General features: G+C 68.1%; 24 protein-coding genes. 16 read left to right on the top strand and 8 right to left on the bottom strand.

The genetic code is table 11. The features are described 5' to 3' along the window. Window positions 1–92: 92 nt before the first annotated feature. Window positions 93–350, top strand: coding sequence for a hypothetical protein (locus ACFWXQ_RS34875; protein ID WP_383944986.1), 258 nt, complete (start codon window positions 93–95; stop codon window positions 348–350). Window positions 351–409: 59 nt separating this feature from the next. Here the strand turns inward: ACFWXQ_RS34875 and ACFWXQ_RS34870 are convergent, their stop codons facing one another. The 7 genes from ACFWXQ_RS34870 to ACFWXQ_RS34840 form a co-directional block, all read right to left on the bottom strand. Beyond that, complete coding sequence (locus ACFWXQ_RS34870) at window positions 410–694, bottom strand: hypothetical protein (protein ID WP_383944983.1); 285 nt, start codon at window positions 692–694, stop codon at window positions 410–412. Further along, on the bottom strand, window positions 691–1,146 hold the full coding sequence (locus ACFWXQ_RS34865; protein ID WP_383944981.1) for a hypothetical protein: 456 nt from the start codon (window positions 1,144–1,146) through the stop codon (window positions 691–693). The genes ACFWXQ_RS34870 and ACFWXQ_RS34865 overlap by 4 nt, the downstream gene beginning before the upstream one ends. Beyond that, entirely contained in the window at window positions 1,143–1,418 is a 276-nt protein-coding gene (locus ACFWXQ_RS34860) for a hypothetical protein (RefSeq protein WP_383944978.1), read from the bottom strand. Before ACFWXQ_RS34860 ends, ACFWXQ_RS34865 begins: the two co-directional genes overlap by 4 nt. Window positions 1,419–1,494: 76 nt before the next feature. Then, window positions 1,495–2,076 (bottom strand): hypothetical protein, encoded by a 582-nt coding sequence (locus tag ACFWXQ_RS34855; protein WP_383944974.1) that lies wholly within the window; start codon window positions 2,074–2,076, stop codon window positions 1,495–1,497. Beyond that, on the bottom strand, window positions 2,073–2,330 hold the full coding sequence (locus ACFWXQ_RS34850) for a hypothetical protein (protein WP_383944971.1): 258 nt from the start codon (window positions 2,328–2,330) through the stop codon (window positions 2,073–2,075). Before ACFWXQ_RS34850 ends, ACFWXQ_RS34855 begins: the two co-directional genes overlap by 4 nt. Window positions 2,331–3,300: 970 nt before the next feature. Next, window positions 3,301–3,774, bottom strand: a complete 474-nt coding sequence (locus tag ACFWXQ_RS34845; protein WP_383944968.1) for an SAM-dependent methyltransferase — start codon at window positions 3,772–3,774, stop codon at window positions 3,301–3,303. 31 nt (window positions 3,775–3,805) lie between these two features. Next, window positions 3,806–5,194: a Tat pathway signal protein gene (locus tag ACFWXQ_RS34840; RefSeq protein ID WP_383944966.1), complete on the bottom strand. Its 1,389-nt coding sequence runs from the start codon at window positions 5,192–5,194 to the stop codon at window positions 3,806–3,808. A gap of 391 nt (window positions 5,195–5,585) precedes the next feature. Between ACFWXQ_RS34840 and ACFWXQ_RS34835 the strand changes: the two genes are divergently transcribed. The 14 genes from ACFWXQ_RS34835 (at window position 5,586) to ACFWXQ_RS34770 (ending at window position 20,412) form a co-directional block, all read left to right on the top strand. After that, a complete protein-coding gene (locus tag ACFWXQ_RS34835; protein WP_383944963.1) occupies window positions 5,586–6,062 on the top strand; it encodes an ATP-binding protein in 477 nt (158 codons plus the stop codon). After that, window positions 6,059–6,547, top strand: coding sequence for an ATP-binding protein (locus tag ACFWXQ_RS34830; RefSeq protein WP_384094670.1), 489 nt, complete (start codon window positions 6,059–6,061; stop codon window positions 6,545–6,547). The genes ACFWXQ_RS34835 and ACFWXQ_RS34830 overlap by 4 nt, the downstream gene beginning before the upstream one ends. Window positions 6,548–6,716: 169 nt before the next feature. After that, window positions 6,717–7,724: a hypothetical protein gene (locus ACFWXQ_RS34825; RefSeq protein WP_383944958.1), complete on the top strand. Its 1,008-nt coding sequence runs from the start codon at window positions 6,717–6,719 to the stop codon at window positions 7,722–7,724. A gap of 292 nt (window positions 7,725–8,016) precedes the next feature. Beyond that, window positions 8,017–9,501: an amino acid permease gene (locus ACFWXQ_RS34820; RefSeq protein ID WP_383944955.1), complete on the top strand. Its 1,485-nt coding sequence runs from the start codon at window positions 8,017–8,019 to the stop codon at window positions 9,499–9,501. Further along, the gene (locus ACFWXQ_RS34815; protein WP_383944953.1) at window positions 9,501–10,895 is read left to right on the top strand and encodes a glutamine synthetase family protein; all 1,395 of its coding nucleotides are present in this window, start codon (window positions 9,501–9,503) and stop codon (window positions 10,893–10,895) included. The genes ACFWXQ_RS34820 and ACFWXQ_RS34815 overlap by 1 nt, the downstream gene beginning before the upstream one ends. 22 nt (window positions 10,896–10,917) lie before the next feature. Next, window positions 10,918–11,622, top strand: coding sequence for a GntR family transcriptional regulator (locus ACFWXQ_RS34810; protein WP_383944950.1), 705 nt, complete (start codon window positions 10,918–10,920; stop codon window positions 11,620–11,622). Beyond that, window positions 11,615–12,727: a CPBP family intramembrane glutamic endopeptidase gene (locus tag ACFWXQ_RS34805; protein ID WP_383944948.1), complete on the top strand. Its 1,113-nt coding sequence runs from the start codon at window positions 11,615–11,617 to the stop codon at window positions 12,725–12,727. The genes ACFWXQ_RS34810 and ACFWXQ_RS34805 overlap by 8 nt, the downstream gene beginning before the upstream one ends. 343 nt (window positions 12,728–13,070) lie before the next feature. Then, window positions 13,071–14,246 (top strand): radical SAM protein, encoded by a 1,176-nt coding sequence (locus ACFWXQ_RS34800; protein WP_383944945.1) that lies wholly within the window; start codon window positions 13,071–13,073, stop codon window positions 14,244–14,246. A 28-nt stretch (window positions 14,247–14,274) separates the two neighbouring features. Next, window positions 14,275–15,456 carry an SPASM domain-containing protein gene (locus tag ACFWXQ_RS34795; protein ID WP_383944942.1) on the top strand — a complete coding sequence of 394 codons (1,182 nt, stop codon included), beginning with the start codon at window positions 14,275–14,277 and terminating at the stop codon, window positions 15,454–15,456. Then, entirely contained in the window at window positions 15,444–16,592 is a 1,149-nt protein-coding gene (locus ACFWXQ_RS34790) for a UDP-galactopyranose mutase (protein ID WP_383944939.1), read from the top strand. Before ACFWXQ_RS34795 ends, ACFWXQ_RS34790 begins: the two co-directional genes overlap by 13 nt. A 31-nt stretch (window positions 16,593–16,623) precedes the next feature. Continuing rightward, the gene (locus tag ACFWXQ_RS34785) at window positions 16,624–17,334 is read left to right on the top strand and encodes a WbqC family protein (RefSeq protein ID WP_383944936.1); all 711 of its coding nucleotides are present in this window, start codon (window positions 16,624–16,626) and stop codon (window positions 17,332–17,334) included. Continuing rightward, window positions 17,331–18,455: a DegT/DnrJ/EryC1/StrS family aminotransferase gene (locus ACFWXQ_RS34780; RefSeq protein ID WP_383944934.1), complete on the top strand. Its 1,125-nt coding sequence runs from the start codon at window positions 17,331–17,333 to the stop codon at window positions 18,453–18,455. The genes ACFWXQ_RS34785 and ACFWXQ_RS34780 overlap by 4 nt, the downstream gene beginning before the upstream one ends. Further along, the gene (locus ACFWXQ_RS34775; RefSeq protein ID WP_383944931.1) at window positions 18,452–19,174 is read left to right on the top strand and encodes an NTP transferase domain-containing protein; all 723 of its coding nucleotides are present in this window, start codon (window positions 18,452–18,454) and stop codon (window positions 19,172–19,174) included. The genes ACFWXQ_RS34780 and ACFWXQ_RS34775 overlap by 4 nt, the downstream gene beginning before the upstream one ends. 68 nt (window positions 19,175–19,242) lie before the next feature. Continuing rightward, window positions 19,243–20,412, top strand: coding sequence for a glycosyltransferase (locus tag ACFWXQ_RS34770; protein WP_383944928.1), 1,170 nt, complete (start codon window positions 19,243–19,245; stop codon window positions 20,410–20,412). On the opposite strand, the gene ACFWXQ_RS34765 is transcribed toward ACFWXQ_RS34770, so the two are convergent. Then, on the bottom strand, window positions 20,409–20,924 hold the full coding sequence (locus tag ACFWXQ_RS34765; RefSeq protein ID WP_383944925.1) for an NUDIX domain-containing protein: 516 nt from the start codon (window positions 20,922–20,924) through the stop codon (window positions 20,409–20,411). The two genes, ACFWXQ_RS34770 and ACFWXQ_RS34765, sit on opposite strands and share 4 nt — an antisense overlap. Before the next feature lie 371 nt (window positions 20,925–21,295). Here ACFWXQ_RS34765 and ACFWXQ_RS34760 point away from each other — a divergent pair, with 371 nt between their 5' ends. Then, window positions 21,296–21,700, top strand: coding sequence for a hypothetical protein (locus tag ACFWXQ_RS34760; protein ID WP_383944922.1), 405 nt, complete (start codon window positions 21,296–21,298; stop codon window positions 21,698–21,700). Window positions 21,701–21,705: the final 5 nt, after the last annotated feature.

Here is a 21,705-nt window from a genome sequence, read left to right as displayed (position 1 = left end):
CGGTTCAGCGGCTTCCATTCACAGAACTGGAAAGAGAAGTCGTGAACTCCACAAACAATACGGGCGGACAGCCTCGCCCGTCGAATACTCCGATGACTTCGGCCCCCGCGCCGTTCCAGGGGCCGGAGCAACGTCCGGCCGACACCGCAGCCGCCAAGAAGCCGCGGCCGAGCCTCACCATCGAGGCACCGTCCGCGGAGACCGCGGCCATCTCGGTGGTCGCCCTCGGCCTGGCCGCCGACTTGTCGGGGTTCGCCGACGGGCCGGTCGCCGGGCCGGTCAGTGGCGGCGCGATAGCGCTGGGCGTGGTGGTCTTCCTCGTGAAGAAGTGCATCAGGCGCAACCGCTGACATCGCGAGCGCGAAGGGGCTCCAGGACCTGCTGGGGCCCCTTCGGGTGTCGGTTCCAACTACACGGGCTTCGGCTCGCCGTAGTGCGAATTCCACTGGCGGACGTCGGGGACGATCTTGCTTCCGCGGCACCGCGTGCGCGGCGGGGCAGGCACCTTGCTCGGAGGGAACGACACCTCGATCTTCACCAGGTCCGGGTGCCGGTCTGACGGACCGATCGCGTCGACCTGGCAGTGCAGCGTCAGCGTGTCCCATCCCCCGAGAGGCAGCACGGGCAGCTCGCCCCCGCGCAGCTTGGCCAGGACGGCTGGCGGGGCGAGCTCCTCGTTCCCGGGCCTGGTCACTGGGTCTCTCCCCAGTAGCCGGGAAGCGGCATGACGTCGATGCCCTCCTGCTCCGACAGGCGGGCCACGCTCGGGTCGGCGCTCCACACGGTGAGGCTGCCGAACTGGCGTTGGACGGCGCACAGTTGCTCCCGCTTCGCCACAGCACTGGGCCGGTAGTCGGCGCGGGACCGCATCAGGACCAGGGTCGCGCGCACGCCGTTGCGTCCCAGCCATATGCCCACGAGCTGCTGCAGACGCCGGTCGGCGCCAGTCATGACCAGGACGGTCTTCCCGCACTTGTGCGCGCTCCGGGCGGCGGCCACAACATCGTCGTTGCGCGGGCATCCGAGCATCGCGGCGTGGAATCGGGAGGCGTCGCCGGCCAGGTGGTGAATGCGCGAGACGTCGATGAGGCCACCCTCAAGGTCGAACGCGACCGCGGTGCGCGACGGGGCTACGGCGGTGTTCACTCGGTCTCCTCGTTGTAGATGCGGATCATCCGTACGGCCTTCTGCTTGCACGGATCGCAGGTCTTGGCGCGACAGTCACCGGTGCCGCATATCGTCGCCGCGAGGGCGTCGGCGGCCCCGGTGGAGGTGATGCGGAGCAGGGTGTAGCCCCTTGCGCGGCAGGAGTCGCAGGCCCGGGTCTTCCCGAGCCGGGTGTTCTCACCGCAGGCGACCAAGGACAGGCGCTGCTCCAGTTCGGGGAGGCTGAGGGCTTCGGTGACGGTCGCAGTCATCGGTTGCTGTCCTTCGGGGCACGTGACGTGTGGTGTGCGATGGTCTGCAGGTCCGTCCCGACCTGCTCGTATGCGGTCATCTCCTGGCAGGCTGTGCACCGGTAGGCGATGAACCGGCGGAAGGCGGCGGTCGTGGACGCCGGGTGTCCCTGACGGCCGCCGGCCTCTCGCCAGCGCCTGCGTCGCCGCACCATTCGCACGACGGGCCGTGGTGGGTGATGGCGGGGGCCGTGGTCCACCTGGACCAAGCGATCGGGCGGCCCGCGTGCTCGGCGGGCAGGAGCGCCTCGGCGTACTTCACCGGGTCCGGGACGGCCTGCAGATGGCGGCCGGAACGATCCGGAGCGGGCGCCGGTACCGGCAGCTCTTCGACCACGCTGGCGGGAATGATGCGGGGCTTCTCCGGCTCCGGCTCCCCGCGCAGGGAACGCAGGCAGGCCGGGCAGATACTCGACTCCGCGACCGGCCCATCCCACGGACGTACGCCCGGAGCCCGCTCAAGGTCCGCGACACACTCCAGAGGGACGGTGAAGACGGGCATCGCGGGGACCGTGACGCCCTCCCCCGCGACGTGCAGCAGGGGACGGCCTGCGGCACGGACGACCAGGCGGTCGGACCACTCAGGCGCGGCCGAGGTCTCGACAGCAAGAGCACTCACGCGAGGCCTCCCGACTCGGTGGCCTGGAGCGCGCTCGCGACACGGGCCCACATGTTCGCCATGCCGACAGCCCGCTCACGGTGCAGCTCGAAGTCATCGGCCATTACGCGCTCTTGGAGGGCCGCTGCGCTGGCTCGTGCGCCCTCGCTACGCCTCGCCATCATCCGGAACTCCTCAACCTGCCCCAAGGCGACCTCGGCAGCCTCTGCCCAGTTCAGAGCCTTCTCTGCGGCTTCGGCCGCCGTGAAGCTCATCGAGCACGCCCTACGAGGAGCGGTACCAGGCCGGCGGGCTTCGGGTCTTGCCGGTATAGGGACCGGCGGGCGGCGTGGATGCTGCGGCGGGCGAGGCAGAGAACGCCGGCCGGGACGTGGCACGTTGGGCACGGCACCGAGTAGGCGCCGTGCCGGAACCGGGCCGCAGTCTCGTGCGCGGCGTCGTGCGCGGCGTCCGCGACCGGGGACGGAATGACGGCGGAGAGCAGGGTTGTCACACGCCGGCCTGGTCGGTGGTGGGGAGAACGATGTGAGTGCCGTCGGCGGCATGACTCTGCATGGTGCTCACGGAGGGGCATCTCCTAGCGAGGTATGGGAAGGCGGGCCAGCCCTCACCTCATGTACGTCGAACTGCCTGTCCCTGTTACGGTTTCGGCGTTTCCGCTGGTCACAGGGTCGGCAAATTCAACGATGCCCAACGCTATCCGGGCGAATCCGGACTCCACGGGCTCGCCCATGACGGGGTACGGCCCCGACGAGATGCGTGTGGTCGTCTTCCGGCAGCAAATGCCGGAGGCTGGGCTGCTTCGGGTCGGGAGTCACCAGGCCGTCGATGTACGCCTTGGCGGTCGGGGCCCAGTTTCCGAGCACCCGTACATTCCTTGAGGTCGAAGCCGATCTAGCCCGACACGAGGAACCTGCCATCCGGGTCGTGGCGCGTGGAAACCTGCGCGGAGCCCGGCTGGAGCGTCAGGGAGTCAGCAGAGGTACACGCGGCTGAGGAGGGCGCCCGCACCTGACGTTTGTGCCTGCCCGCACGCTCCCACGCGCACCTGGGGATGTACGGAGAGCAGGTGAACACGGAGTTCGAGGTCTGACGCGAGCTGATCAACGACATCAGCGGCTTGCATCTCGACTCTTACGGCATCGCCGAGCGACTCCGTGATCTGGGAACCGACACGTAGCCCGGCCGGTCTGCGACTGGGCTACGTACGCTCGCTCGATGCTCTCAATCGGTAGCTTCAGCCCAGTAGTCCTGAAGCATCTGGCCGGGCCAGTCGGGCTCGCGAACTTCGCCGCGCGGTCCCATCTCCTCGAAAAAGGGCGCAAGGTCGTAGATCGGGGTTCCGTCAACAGCGTCGAGGTCGGCGACGTACAGGTCCAGACCGTCCACCTTCAACAGCCGCGGGAAACTGGTCGCGAGCTGGTTCGGACGCCGGTGATTCCTGTGTGCGAACGTGCCTGAGGGCTCCCAACGGGAGTCGCCTCGCGGGCTACGTGCGTGCAGGGCAACGTCCTCCGGCGAAGCCTGGCTGAAGTGCCAGGTCACCACCAGATGGGAAAACTCGTCGAGCCCCTTCACGGTGTCGGTTGGGAACCTTGAATCGAGGCGAATGATGGACTCGACGCCACCCCAGTAGTCGTCTGCGACCTCTGTGCGGCCACCAACCACGGTGCCGATGGGTTCGATCTCCAGCGTCATGGCGCTCCCCTCATCCCTCAACCTGACGTGATCAATCTACGGTGCGCAGGTAGTCGGCGGCCCTGGTTTCCAGTTCGAGAGCGGCCGGGATGCCGCGACGCCGGTACGGGGACAGGAGCTGACGCATCTCCACTACGCGTTGGCGGGCCCGCCCGGAGTAGATGCCCTCCTCCATGGCATCGAGGGTCCTTGACCACGTTGCGCACGCCTCTTCCACACTGCCGACTGACAACTGTGTGGCACCCAGGTATCCGAGTGTCACCGCGTGCGTTCGCTTGAACGCCGCTCCGCGTGTCCGCACGCTGCGTCCGAACTGACCGATTGCGCCCTTCTGGTCGTCGAGGATGCGCAGTGTGCAGGCCGTTTCGTGAGCCAGCGAGGCCTGGCCGAAGAAGAAAGTGCGGGCAGGCTCTTCGATGCCGTCGTGCGCACTTCGCAAGTCCCCTTCGGCGCGGAGCAGCGTCCTGGCCGCGTCCTTTTTTTGCCCGCTCGCGGCAAGACAGCGGGCATGAACGACGCCGAGCAGCGCCCGCTCCCGCGGGGTCGCAGACTCGTAGCGCTGGCCGGCGATTGAGGCCGCAGACAACTCCAGTGCCTTGCTGAACAATCCGAGGTCGAGAGCCTGGTGGGCCATAGCACGGAGAATGTGACCTGAGAGAGGAGCGTCTCCCGAGCGAGCAGCCAGCTTCAGCCCGAGGGCGAAGTACGGCTCGGCGACGTCGTGTTCGCCGTTGTCGAAGGCCATCCACCCAGAGAGGTAGGCGCCCTCGGCGGCGGCAGAGTACATGTCACGGCGTACCCGGTCATCCGGAAACTTCCCCACCAGGTAGCGGGCGACATCGGACCGGAGGTACTCAACGAGAGCGGAACGGCCGTGGCCGCCTCCTCGTCGCTGGTCCATTCGGGAGAAGGCCAACGTCATCTCGCGCACGCTTTCCACGTCGCCACGGCCGACGCGTTGCGTGCCCTTCCGTTCTGCGCTCGGCGGCTCCTTCGCCATCTCGACCCACCAGGATTCTGCTGGTAGGGCTAGGGCAGCGGCTGAGTACACGCCGCCGCGCAGCAGGCTCCGTCGGTCCGGGTCCAAGTCGGTGCTCCCCAAGTCGTTCAGCGCGATCAATGGATCGACGCGCCAGTCCAGCGCCCCCTGCGCTGGCGAGTTGGACGCTGTGAACCCGGCTTCGCTTGCCGTGACGACTCGCCTCAGACGACGGGACAGTGCCTCACACATGATTATGGGGGCCTGCCCAGACGGCTCGCTCCCGTCCACCCAGTGCTGCACGTGCTGCCGCACGATGTGGGTGTAGTCGGTCAGGTTGCTCTCGCTGGCGATCCGCACGAAGGCGGCCGCTGCTTGGGCCCGCGACCAGCCTGCCTCGTCGAGGAGAGCCTCGAACCGCTCGTTCCGCTCGCGCGCCATGATGCGCCCCCGCACTGCTAATGATCTTGAGTCACGTTTGGCAACCTGCACTCGTGTGTCCACCCCGAGTCGGCTGTACCAACCTATTGCCCAACGAGGGTGCACGTTTTGGCTACTGACTAAAAGTGACCCTCTAGGAGGCTTCCCGAGAGCTCGGCCGTGAAAACGATCTTGTGTCACGTTTGGCAGCCCAGTGCCCTTCTACGGGTTACGCACAACGGGTCAGCCACGGTTCGCTCTACGTACTCACCAAGCGGCATGTGTAAGGGGAGCCGATGGCCGAACAGCGCATCTTCGTAGGCGCGTGCCTTGCCGCGGAACTCTTCGCCCCCGAGAACGGCGTGAACATCCCGTCGCCTCGCTGTAGCCCAGCATGCACGGAGGATTCGGCATGACACCGACTGCGACCATCCTGCGGACGGCCCCCAGAGCCTCCTTCCGGCTCATTCCGCGCCTTGGCGTTGACGTGGCGTTTGCCCGTTCCAGCGGGACCGTGGACGGCGCCATCGCGGCAGTAGACGGGGTCTGGCCGAAGCGCATGCGGCGCATCGTCCGGGCCGGGCTGAGCCGCTGGGAACGGCCGGAACTCATAGAGGACGCCGAACTCCTCGTCACCGAGCTGGTCACCAACGCGCTCAGGCACGGCCGAGGCGATATTGGCGTGCGCCTGTACCTCTCTGCGGACCGCATTCGGATCGAGGTACGGGACGGCGCGCGCGAAACTCCCGTGCTGCGCACCGCCACTTCTTCCGACGAGGACGGCCGCGGCCTCTTCATCGTCCGATCCATCGCCGACGACTGGGGCACCAGCCCCGACGGCACAACGACCTGGTGCACCCTCACTCTTCGAGAAGGAACAACGACATGAAGCCCGCCGCGGCGCCAGCCCCGGTCTCAGACAATGACTCCACTGGTCTCTCCCTGCTCCGGCCTGAGCGTCCACAGAAGTGGAACCGCACCTTCTCCGTCCGGTCGGAGGCGGTGCGTCTCGCTCGCCTGCACGCCCGTACGCGGCTCGCGATTGCGGGCTGGCCGGGAGACCAGGAGCAGGCCACCCAGATCGTGGTGGAGCTGATGAAAAACGCGATAGAGCACGTCAGACCGCAGCACCCTGAAGATCAGCTCGTCCTGAATCTGATTGTCGCCGAAGACGAGACACTGCTGATCGCCGTGACGGACCCGAGCCCCACGTTCCCCGACTTCCTCACGGCCATCACCGCGCAGAAGAGCACCGGACTGGCGGCCATCCGTGAGCTTGGCGGCGAGACCACCTGGCGACCGTCCGACGACGGAGACACGAAGACCGTCCAGGTCCTGATCAGGCATCCCTCCCCGGCTGCCGACTCCCACTGACCGACTGCCGGACCGCGGCTGTCAGCCGAGCCTCCCCGGGATCGCCCCCCGCGGCCCGGCGGTCTTCACCCCACCTGCTGTGAGGACTCCACCCCCATGTTCCTCTTACGCACGCCTGGCGAGTCCGTTTCGCTGGTGCAGGTCTCTCGCTTCCTGCGGGGAGGCGCCGATGTCACCTCATGACATGGACCTGATCGATCACCCGGCGGGCCCGGACGAGAATCTGCGTCTCGCCTGCGAGGATCTCCAGCTGGACCGGTGGCTGGAAGCAAAACGACTGCTTCGAGACACGGGCAGCGACTGGACGCTGCGCACATCGCGCAGTCAGGTCTTGGCGCGGGTTGCCGCCAACTACAGGGCGATCGACGCGTGGTGTGCGGAGGAGCCCGACGACTGGGATGCGCTGATGATGCGCGCCCGTGTGCTGACCGAACGCGTCCTCAACACACACCGCGCCGGCGGGTCCGGGCGGGACCTGATGCGTGCCGCCGCTGCCGCGCGCCTTGCGTGCAAGGCGGCAGCGGAGCGGTGGCCCGACGATCCCGTGCCGTATGTGTGCTACCTGGCTCTCGCGCAGACCGACACCGACCGGCAGTTTCCCCACAGCCCGGTGCACTGGGAGGAGCACCGCAACGACAACGACATGCTGCCGCCCGGGCCCTGGCGGGTGCTGGCCTGGGCGGATCAGCGGGATCAGTACAACAGGGAGGCATATCACCGGATGCTGAACGTCTTTCAGGCCCGCCAGACAGGGGTGCTGGACTTCGCTCAGACGGTGGCCGCGTTCGCCCCTGAAGGATCGCCGCTGGTCCTGCTGCCGCTGTACGCCTTCACGGAGGCCTACCGCAGGCAACTGGAAGGTGGGCGGACCGTCAGCGTGATCGGGTACTGGGCCACGGTGGACAAGGCCCACTACGCCCGCCGGGCTCTGCACGAATGGTTCGAGTTCCGGCCCACACCCCCCGAGCAGCTTCCCGCGCGCTCTCTGGTGGATCTCAACTATCTGGCCTACACGCTGACTGCCACCGGTGAGGGCAATGCGGCTGGCGTCTTCGAGGCGATCGGACCGTACGCGACCGCCGCTCCCTGGATCCACGTCACGCCCAAAGCCGAGTGGTGGCAAGACGACTTCCGCAAGGCCCGTCGCCAGGCGCTCAGTGTCGGAAGCCGCCGATGAAACCCATCCGAGCGCCCCCACGGACGGCCGCCACGGGCCGTGCGCCTCGCCGTCTCATCCCTTTCGACCCGTTCAGAGGATCTTTCTCCGTTGTTCTTACGACACGTCCGGCACCGGCCGGGCAGGCTCCGCAACCGCGGGCTCCGTATCGCGGTGGCTTTCAGCATGGTCAGCGGTCTGACGCTGCTCGGCCAGGGCCTCGCCCTCACCGCTGCCTCCCGTTCTTACACGCTCTGTTCCCCTCCCTATGCCGCAGAGGTGCCCGGTGTCCCACTCACGACCCGCTAACGCCATGCTGGACGATGACGCCGCGCTGCGCGCGCACGGCTATCAGCCCGAACTGGCCCGCAGGATGGGCGGCTTCGGGAACTTCGCGATCAGCTTCAGCGTGATCTGCATCCTGGCCGGCGGCATGACCCTGTTCGGCTACGGCCTGAACACCGGCGGACCGGCCGTCATGCTGTGGGGCTGGGCCGGCATCGGCTTCATGACGCTGATCCTCGGCATGTGCCTGGCCGAGGTGACCTCCGCCTACCCGACCTCCGGCGGCCTGTACTACATGGCCCACCGGCTCGGCGGCCCCCGCTGGGCGTGGGCGACGGGCTGGCTCAACCTCCTGGGCCTGCTCGGCGCCATCGCCGGCATCGACTACGGATGTGCCCTGTTCATCGGCGCGTTCGCCAGCCTGCAGTGGGGTCTGGAGCCCACACCCGAGACGATCATGCTGATATTCGCGGGCATCCTGCTGCTGCACGGCACCCTCAATACGTTCGGGGTACGCCTGGTCAACGTCCTCAATTCCATCTCGGTGTGGTGGCAGCTCGGCGGTGTCGTGCTGATCGTGGGGATGCTCACCCTCGCCCCGGGCGAGCGCCAGAGTCCCGAGTTCGTGTTCACGCACTTCAACAACGGCACGGGCTTCGACAGCCCCGTCTACGTGGCCGCGCTCGGATGCCTCCTGGCGGCGTACACGTTCTGCGGCTACGACGCCTCCTCGCACCTGTCGGAGGAGACCAAGCAGGCGCAGATGGCGGCGCCCAAGGGCATCATCCGCGCCATCGCCTGGTCCTGGGCCGCCGGGTTCGTCCTCCTGGCCGGGCTGCTATTCGCCATCGAGGACTACGCGGGCACTCTTGGCACCAGCACCGGCGTGCCGCCCGCGCAGATCTTCATCGATGTGCTCGGCACCGGCGTCGCCAAGGGCCTGCTGCTGGTCGTGATCGTGGCGCAGTTGTTCTGCGGTAATGCAGAGACGGCCGCGTCCAGCCGCATGGTGTATGCGTTCTCGCGCGACGGGGCTCTGCCGTTCTCCGCGACCTGGCGGCGGGTGAGCTCCCGTACCCGCACCCCGATCGCCGCGGTGTGGCTGTCCGTGGGCGTCGCGCTCGTGCTGGCGCTGCCGAGTCTGTACTCGCCGACCGCGTACGCCGCAGTCACCGCGATCAACGTCATCGGCATCACGCCCGCCTACGTGATCCCCGTGTTCCTCCGCCGGCGCTTCCCCGAACGCTTCGAACCCGGCCCCTGGACCCTCGGGAAGTGGAGCAAGCCGCTGGGCTGGATCTCCGTCGTCTACGTGATCGTCCTGACGGGAGTGTTCGTTCTGCCGCAGGTCTCTCCGGTCACCGTCGAGTCGTTCAACTACGCGGGCGTCACCCTGCTCGTCGTGCTGCTCCTCGCGTGGATCATGTGGATCACCAAGGGGCGGCGCTCCTACAAGATCCCCCCGCTCGGGAACTCGGCGGAGCACGCCGCCTTGGCCGAGGGGGTCGTGTGATGAGCGAGGACAACCAGCACGCCGGATTCCTGTCCCTCAACGACCTCAAGACCGCGGTGGACAGCGGCGACGTCACCACGGTGCTCCTTGCCGTCCCCAACATGCTGGGCCAGCTGAAGGGCAAGCGCCTCGACGCCCGAGGATTCCTGCAGACGATCACGAAGCAGACGCAGGACGGGGCGAAGGCCGGGGCGGAGATGTGCGCCTACGTCCTGGCCACCGACGTCGACATGGAGCCTCTGGAGGGCTTCGAACTGGCCGGCTGGGAGACGGGGTTCGGGGACTTCGGCGTCGTCCCCGACCTGGCCACCATCCGCCGCCTGCCCTACATGCCGGGCACCGTTCTCCTCCACGCCGACGCCCTCCACCACAGCGGTCTTGCGATCGACGCCGCGCCCCGCACCATGCTGCGCACCCAGATCGACCGCCTCACGAAACTCGGCTGGGACGTCAAGGTCGGTCTGGAGAGCGAGTTCATGCTCTACCAGGGCACCGCACAGCAGGCACACGCGGCCGGATACCGCGCTCTGGAACCGGTGGCACCGCACAACCTCGACTACGCCCTCGACCATCCCGTGGAGCTGACGGACTTCTTCGACGACCTGGAGAACGTCCTGCGCGGCGCCGGCACCCCGGTCGAGGCGGTCAAGACCGAGGGCGCTGCAGGCCAGATCGAGGTCACCTTCCCCTACGGCCAGGCGCTGGCAGCCTGCGACGCGTACACCGTCTACAAGCACGCCGTGAAACACCTCGGCGGGCGGCACACCATGACACCCACGTTCATGGCCAGCCCCCGGACCGACTTGGGCAGCGGCCTGCACCTGCACCTGTCCCTGTGGCGCGACGGCCGCAACGCCTTCGCCATCTCGCAGGAGGGGGAGCTGCCCGAGACGATGCAGGAGGCCATTGCCGGATTGCTCTCCGTCCTGCCGCACCTCGGCCCGCTCTGGGCACCCAACGTCAACTCCTACAAACGGTTCAGGCCGCGCTCGTTCGCGCCCACCCATTTCACCTGGGGCCGCGACAACCGCGGTTGCGCGATCCGCGTCACCGGCCACGGCGACGGGGCACACCTGGAGAACCGTCTCCCGGGCGCCGACGCCAACCCCTACAGCGCGCTCGCCGCGACCCTCGCCGCCATCCACCACGGCCTCACAGAGCGGCCCGAGCTCCCGCCCCAGACCAGGGGTGATGCGTACCAGGTGGCCGGTGGCCTCCACGTACCGGTCGACCTCGGGGAAGCCCTGGCCGACTTCCGCTCAAGCAAGATCGCGCAGGACGCGTTCGGGCCGACCGTAGTGCGGCACTACGCCAACGCGGCCCGGCACGAGATCCGCTGGCACCGCCATCGCGTCACGGATACCGAACGGGAACGGGGCTTCGACCGTGCCTGAGCCCCTCTCTCAAGGCCGCCCGATGACAGCCGAACGGATCGCACAAGTCATCGGGAAACGGCTGGCCGACGGTACCTACGCTCCGGGGACTGTAGTGCCCGCGGCACGGAGTCTGGCCGTCGAATTCGGCGTGTCTGTGTGGACTGTCCGCAGGGCGCTCCAACCGTTCACGGACTCGGGGGCTCTGCACCCCGTAATCGGCCGGGGAACCCTCGTCCGTGACCCGACCACGTCACCGGTTGCCCGCGGAGCGCGGGAGGTCAGCCAGATCGTCCGGGAGCGGCTGCAGGCCGGCACGTATGCGGTGGGGACGTGGCTGCCGCCGCAGACGGTCCTTGCCGTCGAGTTCGGCGTGAGCGCCAGCACGGTCCATGTGGCCATGACGTCTCTGAAGCGGGAGAAGCTCGTCGAGACCCTCACCCCGCTGGGAACGTACGTCCTCGATCCGCGGAAACCGTGCACAGCGCCGCCGGGCACGCCGTCGCACGTCAGGCAGGTCATCCGGGAACGGCTGCGCGACGGCACCTATCCGCCCGGCAGCCCGCTGCCCACCATCCCTGAGCTGGCAGCCGGATTCAACGCGGGCCCCAACACCGTCGCGCGGGCCCTCAACCTGCTCAGGAGCGAAGGGCTCGTCTACAGGGGACAGCACCGCAGGTTCTTCGCAGCCCGGCCGGCTTCCGAGCCCTCTGGCCCTGACCGCGAGCGGGGGTCGTTCCATGCCTGACAACGCAACACCGGTCCGGCGGCCTGGCCTGGACGATCTGCCCCGCGAAGAGCAGGATTCGAGCTCCACCGGCGCCAGTCAGACCTCGGTTCCCGGCCGACTGCCCGTGTCTTGGAGCGCGGCACGTGCGTACGTACTGGTACTCACGCTGTTCGCTCTCGCGGGCGGTCCTCATCTGGTCGGCGCCGTCGCGGCTGTCGTGCAGCAGTCCGGCGCAGAGGTCCCCGTCGAGGTCCTCCGCGTTGAGGAGATCGGCCGGCTGGTCGGCCTCGCAGGAGCCGGGATCTGGCTGCTGGGGCTGATCCTCACACGGACTCGCCCGCAGGGCACGGGGCGGCCATGGGGGCAGGTGATGGAACTCGCCTACGTGCTCGCCGTGATCGTGGCGGACGAGGCCGGCGAGTTCACCGCTGACCGTACCTCCACGCAGATCGCCGGGCATCTCGCCGAGCTGGTGGTCTGGGTCTGGCTGTGTGTCGAGGTGACCGCCCGCTGCGGAATCACCCTCCAACGGCTGAATCTTGCTCGCCCGGTGCGGCTGTTCCGCAAGCGCACCAAGGCCGAGCGTGCGCAGAAGGCGCAGGGGGAGCTGGTCTTCTACGCCCACGCCGCAGCGATCTGCGCGGCCATGTTCCTCATGGGGGTACTGGCCCGGCTGCCGGGCCCTGTCCTCAAGGGCGATCAGGCGACCGCGGCCGGGGTCCCCGACCTCGGACCGCACCTGGCCCACGCACTGTGGTCCGCGACCGTGGAGGAGGTACTGGCGACGGCGGTGGTCGTGGCCGTGCTCACGGCCGCACGCCGCCCCTTGTGGGAGGTCCTGCTCGTCACAGCATTGATGCGTGCCCTCCCGCACCTCTACCTGGGGCTATGGCCAGCCCTGGCCGTACTGCCGCTGGGCATCACGGCCGGGTGGCTGTATCACCGCTACCGCCGGGTGATCCCGCTCATCCTGGCCCACGCCACCTACAACGTCGTCAACATCCTGTTCGGGATGCCGCCGCTCCTAGGAGTGTTCGTGATCATGCTCGCCGGGGTCGGCTGGTCCTGGCTGGAGACCCGCACGACGCCGGTCGCGAAGCGCACGAGAAGCAAGCTGCCCTGATCGCACACGCCGTGGAGACCCACGGCACACAAGTTGTGAATCAGGTCTGGACGGACTGGGCGTTCCTCCCCACCGAGGGCCACGCCGAGAACCCTGCTGAATGGCGCCAGCGGTTCTAACCGTCGGCGCCGGTACCCGTAGCTGACCTGATTGTGGTTCCCGCCCGATAGCCGCCGCATAAGAGGCTGTCGGCACCAGGCAGCTCCTGCTCCCGGTGTGGAGGGCCAGGCGGCCTCCGGCTCCGCTCGGACGGCATGGCAACCCTCCACGCCGGGCGCTCGTGTCGGGAAAGCAGGGCGCTTGCACATGAGGTCGTACTCGAATCGAATGAAGGAGGCACAACATGCAAGCTGAACTGCCCCTCCTCGTAACTGCCCCGAAGGCCGTCAATGAGGATGTCGCCGTACTGACGTCCGGCGCCCGGACTGCGGCCGAGGCCCTGGGCTACCGCTACGCGGAGATCGAGCGTGGCCATCGCTACCGGTTCCTGTTCGATCCGCTGCGGCTGCTGGAGCAGCGGGACACGATCCGGGCGTACGCGGCGGGGGAGGATCCGTTCCCGACGAGCGTCGAGATCGATCCGGCCAACTCCTGCAACCACCACTGCACCTTCTGCATCTACAGCAGTCTGCACTCCAAGGAACGTAGCGAGCGGATGGCCCCCGAGCGGCTGTTGTCGCTGGTCGTGGAGCTGGCTCAGCTGGGGGTGACCTCACTGTTGTTCGTCGGCGGGGGTGAGCCCATGACGCATCCCAGGACGGTCGACGCGATCGAGTTGGCGGCCGGGCATGGCATGTCAGTGGGGCTGGTCACCAATGGCTCGCGGGTCGTCCCCGAGCTGGGCGCCCGGCTCAAGAAGGCGGCCACGTACGTACGGTTCAGCCTTGATGCGGCCGACCCCGCGCTACACGCGAAGCTGCACGGCAACAACGACCATCACCGGATCATCGCGAACCTGCGGGCGCTCGCGGCGGCTGACGGGCCGTGCACGGTGGGCACCGGGTTCTTCATCAACGACGACAACGTTCACGACCTGGTGGCCTGCGGCGAGCTGGTCAAGGACTGCGGGGCCGACTACATCCAGTACAAGTCGTACTCAGGTGTCGCCGTCGGGCCCGAGCTGCACGAGCGGATGCTGGCCGGACTGGATCGGGCGCTCGACCTGGACGACGAGCGGTTCGACGTTCAGATCGTGGACCGGATCTTCGACAACAACACCCACCAGGTCCGCGGGTACAGCCGCTGCCACTGGCAGCAGTTCAAGCCCGCCATCGGGGCCGACGGCAACGTGTTCCTGTGCGCCCAGAAACGCACCCGCACCGACGCCGGAGACGGCATCGCCGGGGTGATCGGCAACATCAACGACTCCACGTTCGCCGAGATCTGGCACGGCGAGCAGCGCCGGCAGGTCCTTGAGCAACTGGTGCTGAAGTCCTGCCCGTTCTGCGTGCACCACCAGCAGAACCGGATGCTCGAATTCCTGACCGGATTCGACGCCCCGCACGGCAAGTTCTTCTGACCTCGCACCCCCTTGCCGGAGGCATCTGATGACGCGTCCCACTGAGACCGACCTGATCACCGCCACCGCACAGCCCCGCCCGTACTGGTCCGCGCACAAGGCTTTGTACGCCGCCGCCGACACCTCAGTTCTGCCGGTCCGCGGGGAGATCCAGATCCGGCCCGCACCGTGGACGCTGGAGGTCTACGGCACGATGGACTGCAACGTCGCCTGCGACCACTGCAACGCCGACGAGCGCAACCACGCCTACGGGCAGGGCAGCATGCCGCTGGAGATGATGGAGCGTCTCCACGCCTCGATCGCGGCCATGGACGTGCGCGGCGTCCAGTACTGCGGCGGCGGCGAACCGCTGCTGTGGCGCGGCGGGCAGATCGCCGACTTCATCGCCGCCCTGCCGCGCGAGAGGACCCGGGCGGGCATGGCATCAAACATGACCATGGGGAAGGTACTCGCCCGCCCCGAGGTCCTGGACAAGATGGTCTTCGTCGAAGTCGCGGTCTTCGCCTACGACGACGCCACCTACGAGGCCGTCGCCAAGGTCAAAAACGGGCAGAGCCGGATGGAAAAGGCGGTCCGGGCCGTCCTCGCGGCCCGCCAGGAAGCGGGATTGGCCAGCCCTGCCGTCAACGCGAAGGTCATCATCAACTCCACCAACTACCGCTGGCTGAGGCAGATCTACGGCTGGGCCGAGGCGACCGGTTTCGACTCGATCCACATGCGCCTCGCCGACGACTACGAACACCGCGGCGGCGGTTTCGTCCTCGACGAAGCCCAGCGCGCCCACTTCCGGACCGATCTGGAGGCCTTCGCCGCCGAACGGGGTCTGACGGAGTGGGCGGACAAGATCGGCCTGATCCTCGGCGACGACAACAAGGGCGTCACCGGCACCCACTCCCACTGCTGGACGGTGGCCACTGGCGTGAACTGCTGGGTGCTGGCCAACGGAGAGGTCTACATCTGTGGCCCCCAGTGGGGCAGCACGCAGTACCTCATCGGGGACCTCAACCACGGCAACCTGGAGGACATCTGGGGCAGCGAGCAGCATCAGCAGGTCGCCCGCCGGCTGATCGCGAACATGGGCCTGTCGCGCTGCTACGAGCTGGGCTGCCGCCACATCAAGCAGTCCATGACCGTGGACCAGTGGATGGCCGGGGCGGCTGTGGTGCCCCCGCAGGAGGAGTTCGAGCAGCGGCACGCGTGGTTCCTGTGACCAGGGCCAGGACACACGATGTCGTGATCGTGGGCGGCGGCCTGTTCGGGCTGGTCCTGGCCGAACAGCTCGCCACCCGCAGCCCGGCGAGCGTGGTGGTCATCGAACGCGAACACCACCTGGGCGGCCTGTGCTGGTCCCGACGCGATTCGCACACCGGCGTGGAGTACAACCCGTACGGCACCCACGTCGTGGCCACCTCCGACCCACGAGTCTGGGAGTGGATCACCAGCCGGGTGCGGATGGTGGCCTACAGGCACACCGTGCACGCGGCCGTGGCTGGCCTGCTCATACCGCTGCCGCTCGGCCTGGAGGCCATCGAAGCCGCCTACGAACGCACGTTGACACCCGAACAGGCCCGGGACACCGTCGAGCGGGATGCCGCGCCCTTCCGCGATGCTCCGGCGGACAGCGTGCGGGCCCTGGCTCTGGCGCAGGTCGGACCGAGGCTGTACGAGATGTTCGTCCGCGGGTACGTCACCGCACAGTGGGGTGCCGATCCCGCCGATCTCGCACCGGAGGTCTTCGCCGAGCGGTTCGGCATCTCCTACCGGCCCAGCCGCGGCTACCACCCCGAAGCCCGATGGCAGGGCCTGCCATGCAGCGGCTACGGCACGCTGATCGAACCGCTGGCGGACCACCCGCGCATCGAAGTGCATCTCGGCCGCGACTACCAGCATCCGCCCCGCCCCCGATACAGGCAGCTCATGGTCGTCACTTCGCCGATCGACGCCCACTTCCACCATCAACTCGGCCCCCTGCAACGCCGCAGCCTCCACCTGCACTGGCGGGTCCTCGACGCCGGAGACGCCCAGTCCACACCGGTGGTCACTTACCCGAATGGCATGAGCCCGCACTACCGCTCGCACGCTCCCGCCCTGCTGCCGTGGAACTGCGCCCACGGCCCGTCCGCCGCCATGCTCGTCGGATTCGAAGCCGCAGGCTCCGGCCCGAACCAGATCGACTTCGTGCTGCGCAGCCCGCACAACGTCGAACTCGCCGGGAAATACCGGCAGTTGACCGACGCCCCGGACGTGCTCCTGGCCGGCCGCGGCACGACCTTCTACGACGACATGGGCCGCACCGTAGAGCGGGCCCTCACCCTCGCCGACCGGCTGGTTCCCACCCTGCTGTAACTCCTGTCCGCTGACCGAAGGAGGCGCCCGCGTGTCCATCGTGGCGATCCACCAGCCGCACTACCTGCCGTACACCGGCTACCTCGACAAGTGGGACCAAGCCGACCTGTTCATCCTGCTGGACGACGCCCAGTTCACCCGCGGAGGCTGGCAGAACCGCAACTACATCAAGACGTCGCGGGGCCGCCACCTGCTGACCGCACCCGTACGGCACGACGGGTTCCGCCCGCTGAGCGAGACAGAGATCGACTACACCCGGCGCTGGGACCACGCCCACATCCGCACCCTGGAGCACGCCTACACACGAGCCACGTACCGCCATCTCCTCTCCACCATCACCACGGAGATCTACTGTCGGAAGTGGACGACGCTCAGCGAGCTGGCCATCGGATGCACCCTCACCTTCGGCCGGCACTTCCGCATCGAGACCCCCACGGTGCTGGCGAGCAGCCTCAACGTGCCCGGCAGCAGCAGCCAGCGACTGGCCGACCTGTGCCGTGCCGTGGGCGCGGATGCCTACCTCGCAGGCGACGGCTGCCGCGTCTACCTCGACCAACAGCCCTTCGACAAGGCCGGGATCGAAGTGCTGTGGCAGGGCTTCACCCACCCGCGCTGGCACCAGCTCCACCACCAGCACGGTTTCCTCAGCCACCTCTCCGCCCTCGACCTGCTGCTCAACACCGGGCCCGACGCCCGTGCCGTGCTGCGCAGCCCTCGTCTCTTCGCCGGAGCCACCCCGTGACCACCTCGCACGACATTCCGATGTGGCACACCTACCTGCCCCGCCCGGTACGGCGCCAGACCCACCTTGAGGTCGCGGGCCTCCTCAAGTCGGGGCGCATGGTGGACGGACCGCTGACCGAACGCCTGGAACAGGCAGTCGGGTCGGCGTTCGACCGCCACGCGGTCGCGGTCGCCTCCGGCATGGACGCCCTCGAACTCCTCCTCGAAGCAGCCGAAGCCCGCGGCCGGGACGTCCTGATCCCGGCGAACTGCTTCCCCTCCATCCCGGCCCTCGCCGAGCAACTCGGCGCCCGCCCCAGGCCCGTGCCCGTCGACTCGGTACACCTGGCAATGACCGAGCATGTCCCGGAACTCGCTGCCGACGCCCTACGGCCCATCGTCGTATGGGTCCACCACGTCGGCATGGTCGCCCCGTACGCCCGCCACACGATCAACACGCTCCGGGAGACGGGCCATACCGTGATCGAAGACTGCGCCTATCTGCTTCCCGGTGACCATCCCGCCGACGGCCCCGGTACCTGGGGGGACATGGCCCTGTTCTCGTACGCGCCGACCAAGCCGCTCAGCGGCAACGGCGGAGCCGTCGCGCTGCTGCGTAACGCCGCGGACGCCGGGCAGGTTAGCGCGCGGCGCTCCCACAGCGGCCAGGAACAGCGATGGCTTGGCGGTGACCGCTTCCACCGGGGACGGGCCATCACCGAGTTTGCTGCCGCAGTCGCCTACTGGCAGTGGCACCACCGGGCCGACACCCGCAGCACGCTCAACCGCCTGGCCAGCGCCTACACCAGCAGTTTCACCGCCAGTGACGGTCGAGTGCTGCCCGCCGGGCGCACGCCTCAGGACACCTGGGGTCGCTTCACGGTGGACCTGGCCACGCCCGCCATCGCCCGCCAGGCCCGCGAACGCATGGCGAAGAACAGCATCGCAACGAGCGTGATGTTCGACCTGCCGTGGAGCGGTTATCCCGCCCTGTCCGGTTCCCAGTCGTACGGGAACGATCTGCTCCAGCTCCTTCAGCGGACGGTCTGCATTCCCTACCACCCCACGCTCCAGATCCCTGATGTCCACCGTGTCGCCGAGTTCGTCACCGACGCCCTCAACCAAGGAGGACCCCAATGAGCACCAAGACCGCCGTACTCCTGGCCGCTGGACACGGCACCCGCCTCGGCCGCGACAAGCCGAGCCTCCTCTTCGGCGGCGAGACGCTGCTCGCCCGGCACATCCGGCAGGCCCGTCGCGCCAGCGTCACCGAGTTCGTCGTTGTCGCCGGACGACACAACGAAGACCGCGTCCGCGAGATCACCGCAGCCGTACCCGATCCGGAGCAGATCGAGGTCGTGCTCCAAGAAGGCCCCGACGCCCATGCGGCGGCTGCCACCGGCCTCGAACGCATCACGGAACGCGAGGCGGCGTTCATCTGCGGCATCACCGACCTGGTCCCCGACGACACCTACTCCACGATGGCCGACACCCCGGTCAACCCGGGGCTGACCGTCGCCGCGTTCGTACTGGAGCACCCCTTTGTCGGCGGGATGCTCGACTTCCATCCGGGCACCCTCGACCTGCTACGCATCGTCGAACGCCCGCCCGGCGGCTGCCCGCCCGGCCGCCTCGTCAACATCTGGATACACCACCTCGCGGGAAGCGCCTTCATATCTCAAATCGCCCAGGCGACACGGCAGCTCGGGGACTATGAAGAGGCCATCAACCAGGCGCTCGCCAACGGCAGCCACGGCACGGCACACACCGTCAGCGACTGGGAGGCAGTCAAGGACGAGACCAGCCTCGCCCGCGCCCACGAACGCTTCCACCCCCAGGACCCCACCGCAGCAGCGTGACCCGATCCTTCACGAAGGTGCCAGGCAGCCAAGGCCAGCACCGCCACGATCCCGAGAGCTCTTCAACTATGACCTCACACCGCACCCTGCACCTGGCTGTCACAGGCGGTGGCACCGGCGGCCACACCTACCCCGCCCTCACCACTGTCACGACCCTCCGCGACCGCCTCGCCCAACAGGGCACCGCACTGAACGTCACCTGGTACGGCGACGCCCAGGGCCTCGAAGCCCGCATCTGCCAGAAGCACGACATCACCTTCCGCCCGATCGCGACCGGCAAGGTCCGCCGCTCCCTCAAACCGGCCGCCGTCCTGCGCACCCTCATCGACATGGCCCGCGTCCCGTACGGCGTCCTCCAGGCCGCCGGATCGCTCGCCCGCCACCGCCCCGACGTGGTCCTGTCCACCGGCGGATACGTCGCCGTCCCCGTCGGCCTCGGCGCTGCCATCGCCCGCCGTCCCCTGGTCATGCACGAGCAGATCACCGCCGTGGGCCTAGCCAACCGCGTCCTGGCCCGGGTCGCGACGGCCGTCGCCCTCAGCCACGACTCCTCCCGCGACGCTCTGCCCCACCGCGCTCGCGAGCGCGCCCAGACCACCGGAAACCCCGTGCGGTACGCCCTGCTCCACGGCGAAGCCGACAAGGCACGCGCCGCCTACGATCTCGAATCCGGAATGCCGCTGGTCTACGTCACAGGCGGTGCCCAGGGAAGTGCCCAGATCAACCAGCTGATCACCGACATCCTCCCGGGGCTTCTGCCCACGTGCCAGGTCCTCCACCAGTGCGGCCCCGACAACCACAATCTGATGCTCGACAAGGCCCGCGCCCTTGAGCCCTGGATGCGCCACCGCTACCGGCCCGTGCCCTACATCGACGGTGGACTCGAAGACGTCTACGCGGCAGCCGACATCGTCATTTCCCGCGCAGGCGCCGGCACCCTCGCCGAACTCACCGCCATCGGCAAACCCGCCATCCTCATCCCACTGGAGCCCACCGCCGCCAACGAGCAGCGACGCAATGCCGAATACCTCGCCGAACGCGGTGCCGCCGTCGCCATCACCCGGCCAGACGTCACCTCGGACAGGCTCGCGGAGCACCTGACGCGACTTGTGGCTGACGAGCAACTGAGGGGAGAGATGGCCCAGAATTCACGCAAGCTCGGACGCCCGGGCGCAGCTGACGCTCTCGCCGACCTCGTCCTCAACCACGCCCGTCACCGGACGGGACGGCGCCACTAGGGGAGGACCCCGACCACCTGCTCGAATGCCGGGTACCCGTGCTCCAGATAGACAGGGACACCGGACTTCCGCGCCGCCAGCGCCTCCGACAGCCTTCGCCCGTCCGGAGGCGCCAAGCGCGCGATCGCCTCACCCGGGTCAAGGAACGCCCAGCCCCTCAACTCATCCTCCGGGGTACGGAACTTGGTCTGAGTCTCCTCGTTCACCACGCCGCCGTCGAAGACGTACACCACCTCTTCGAAGAACTTCCCGTCCTCCAGTACGAAGTCGGTGACGAGCATCCGGCCCACCGGCAGCGCAACACCCAACTCCTCGACGAGTTCACGTGCGGCGGCCTTCTGCGGTGTGTCCTTCGCCCGGCGTTCCATCCCGCCACCTGGGAACAGCCAGCGATCCCGGTGATAAGTCGGATGGACCAGCAGCACCCGTTCTCGCACGTCAGTGACTAGTACGCCGGAGGCCATCGGCCATACGTCGCGTACATACCCGGCGGACACCTCGGCGTTCGTCATGCAGTGGTTCCTAGCATCGGTAGTCGGCATCGGAAGCAGTAATCATGCCGAGTTTCAACTGACCTCGCAGACGACTCCCCGTCTCTTTGCCGACGAAGCCCAATGCCAGCCTTCCTGGGCAGGGCCCCCGGCCTCAGCGGCATCCGGAACAGCGTCGCAGCCCCGACAGGACGGTAGACAGAGCGATTGGTGTAACAGAACGCGGCGGCAGACGTTCCGGCAGCGAAGGGGGTTGCGCAATACGTCAACCCCCGCAGTGATCCGGAGGAACGGTGACGACCGCGACAACCCCCCTTTCGCCCAAGACTGGCCGCTCCCACCTGCAAGAGAACCTGTTCTCTTGGCTCACTCCCGAGGCGACCCCAAGCCCGGTGCCCGAACCTGAGCAGAAGACCGCTCCCCCGCCGGAGCCTCCGGCTGCCAAGCGCGAGACGCCCGACCTCTCCCACGTCTGGGTCGCCGCGGCCGAGGTCGAGGTCACTTCAAAGATCGCGAGCATCGCCGACTACCGCGGCAGCTTCAAGGCACCCGAGGGCATGCGCATCGACGCGCTTGAGGTCTACTGCAAAGGCTGTCGCCGTCCGTACGACGAGGTCCGGGGCCAGGACTGCACCGCCAAGATCGACAACACGCACTTGATCGGCGGAGACCAGACCAAGCGCGCGAAGCGGAAGATCCCCACTCCCCCGCCCAACGCCCGGATCATCCCCGGCGGCACCATCAACCGGCGCGGCATCACCGCCTACGTCTCAGGGGTGTCCCGCCCCAAGCGCTGAGCACG

Source organism: Streptomyces sp. NPDC058697 (genome assembly GCF_042715345.1).
In the GTDB taxonomy this organism is placed as follows: domain Bacteria; phylum Actinomycetota; class Actinomycetes; order Streptomycetales; family Streptomycetaceae; genus Streptomyces; species Streptomyces liliifuscus.
The sequence above is the reverse complement of the archived record's forward strand: the minus strand, read 5'-3'. Positions and strand labels throughout refer to the sequence as shown.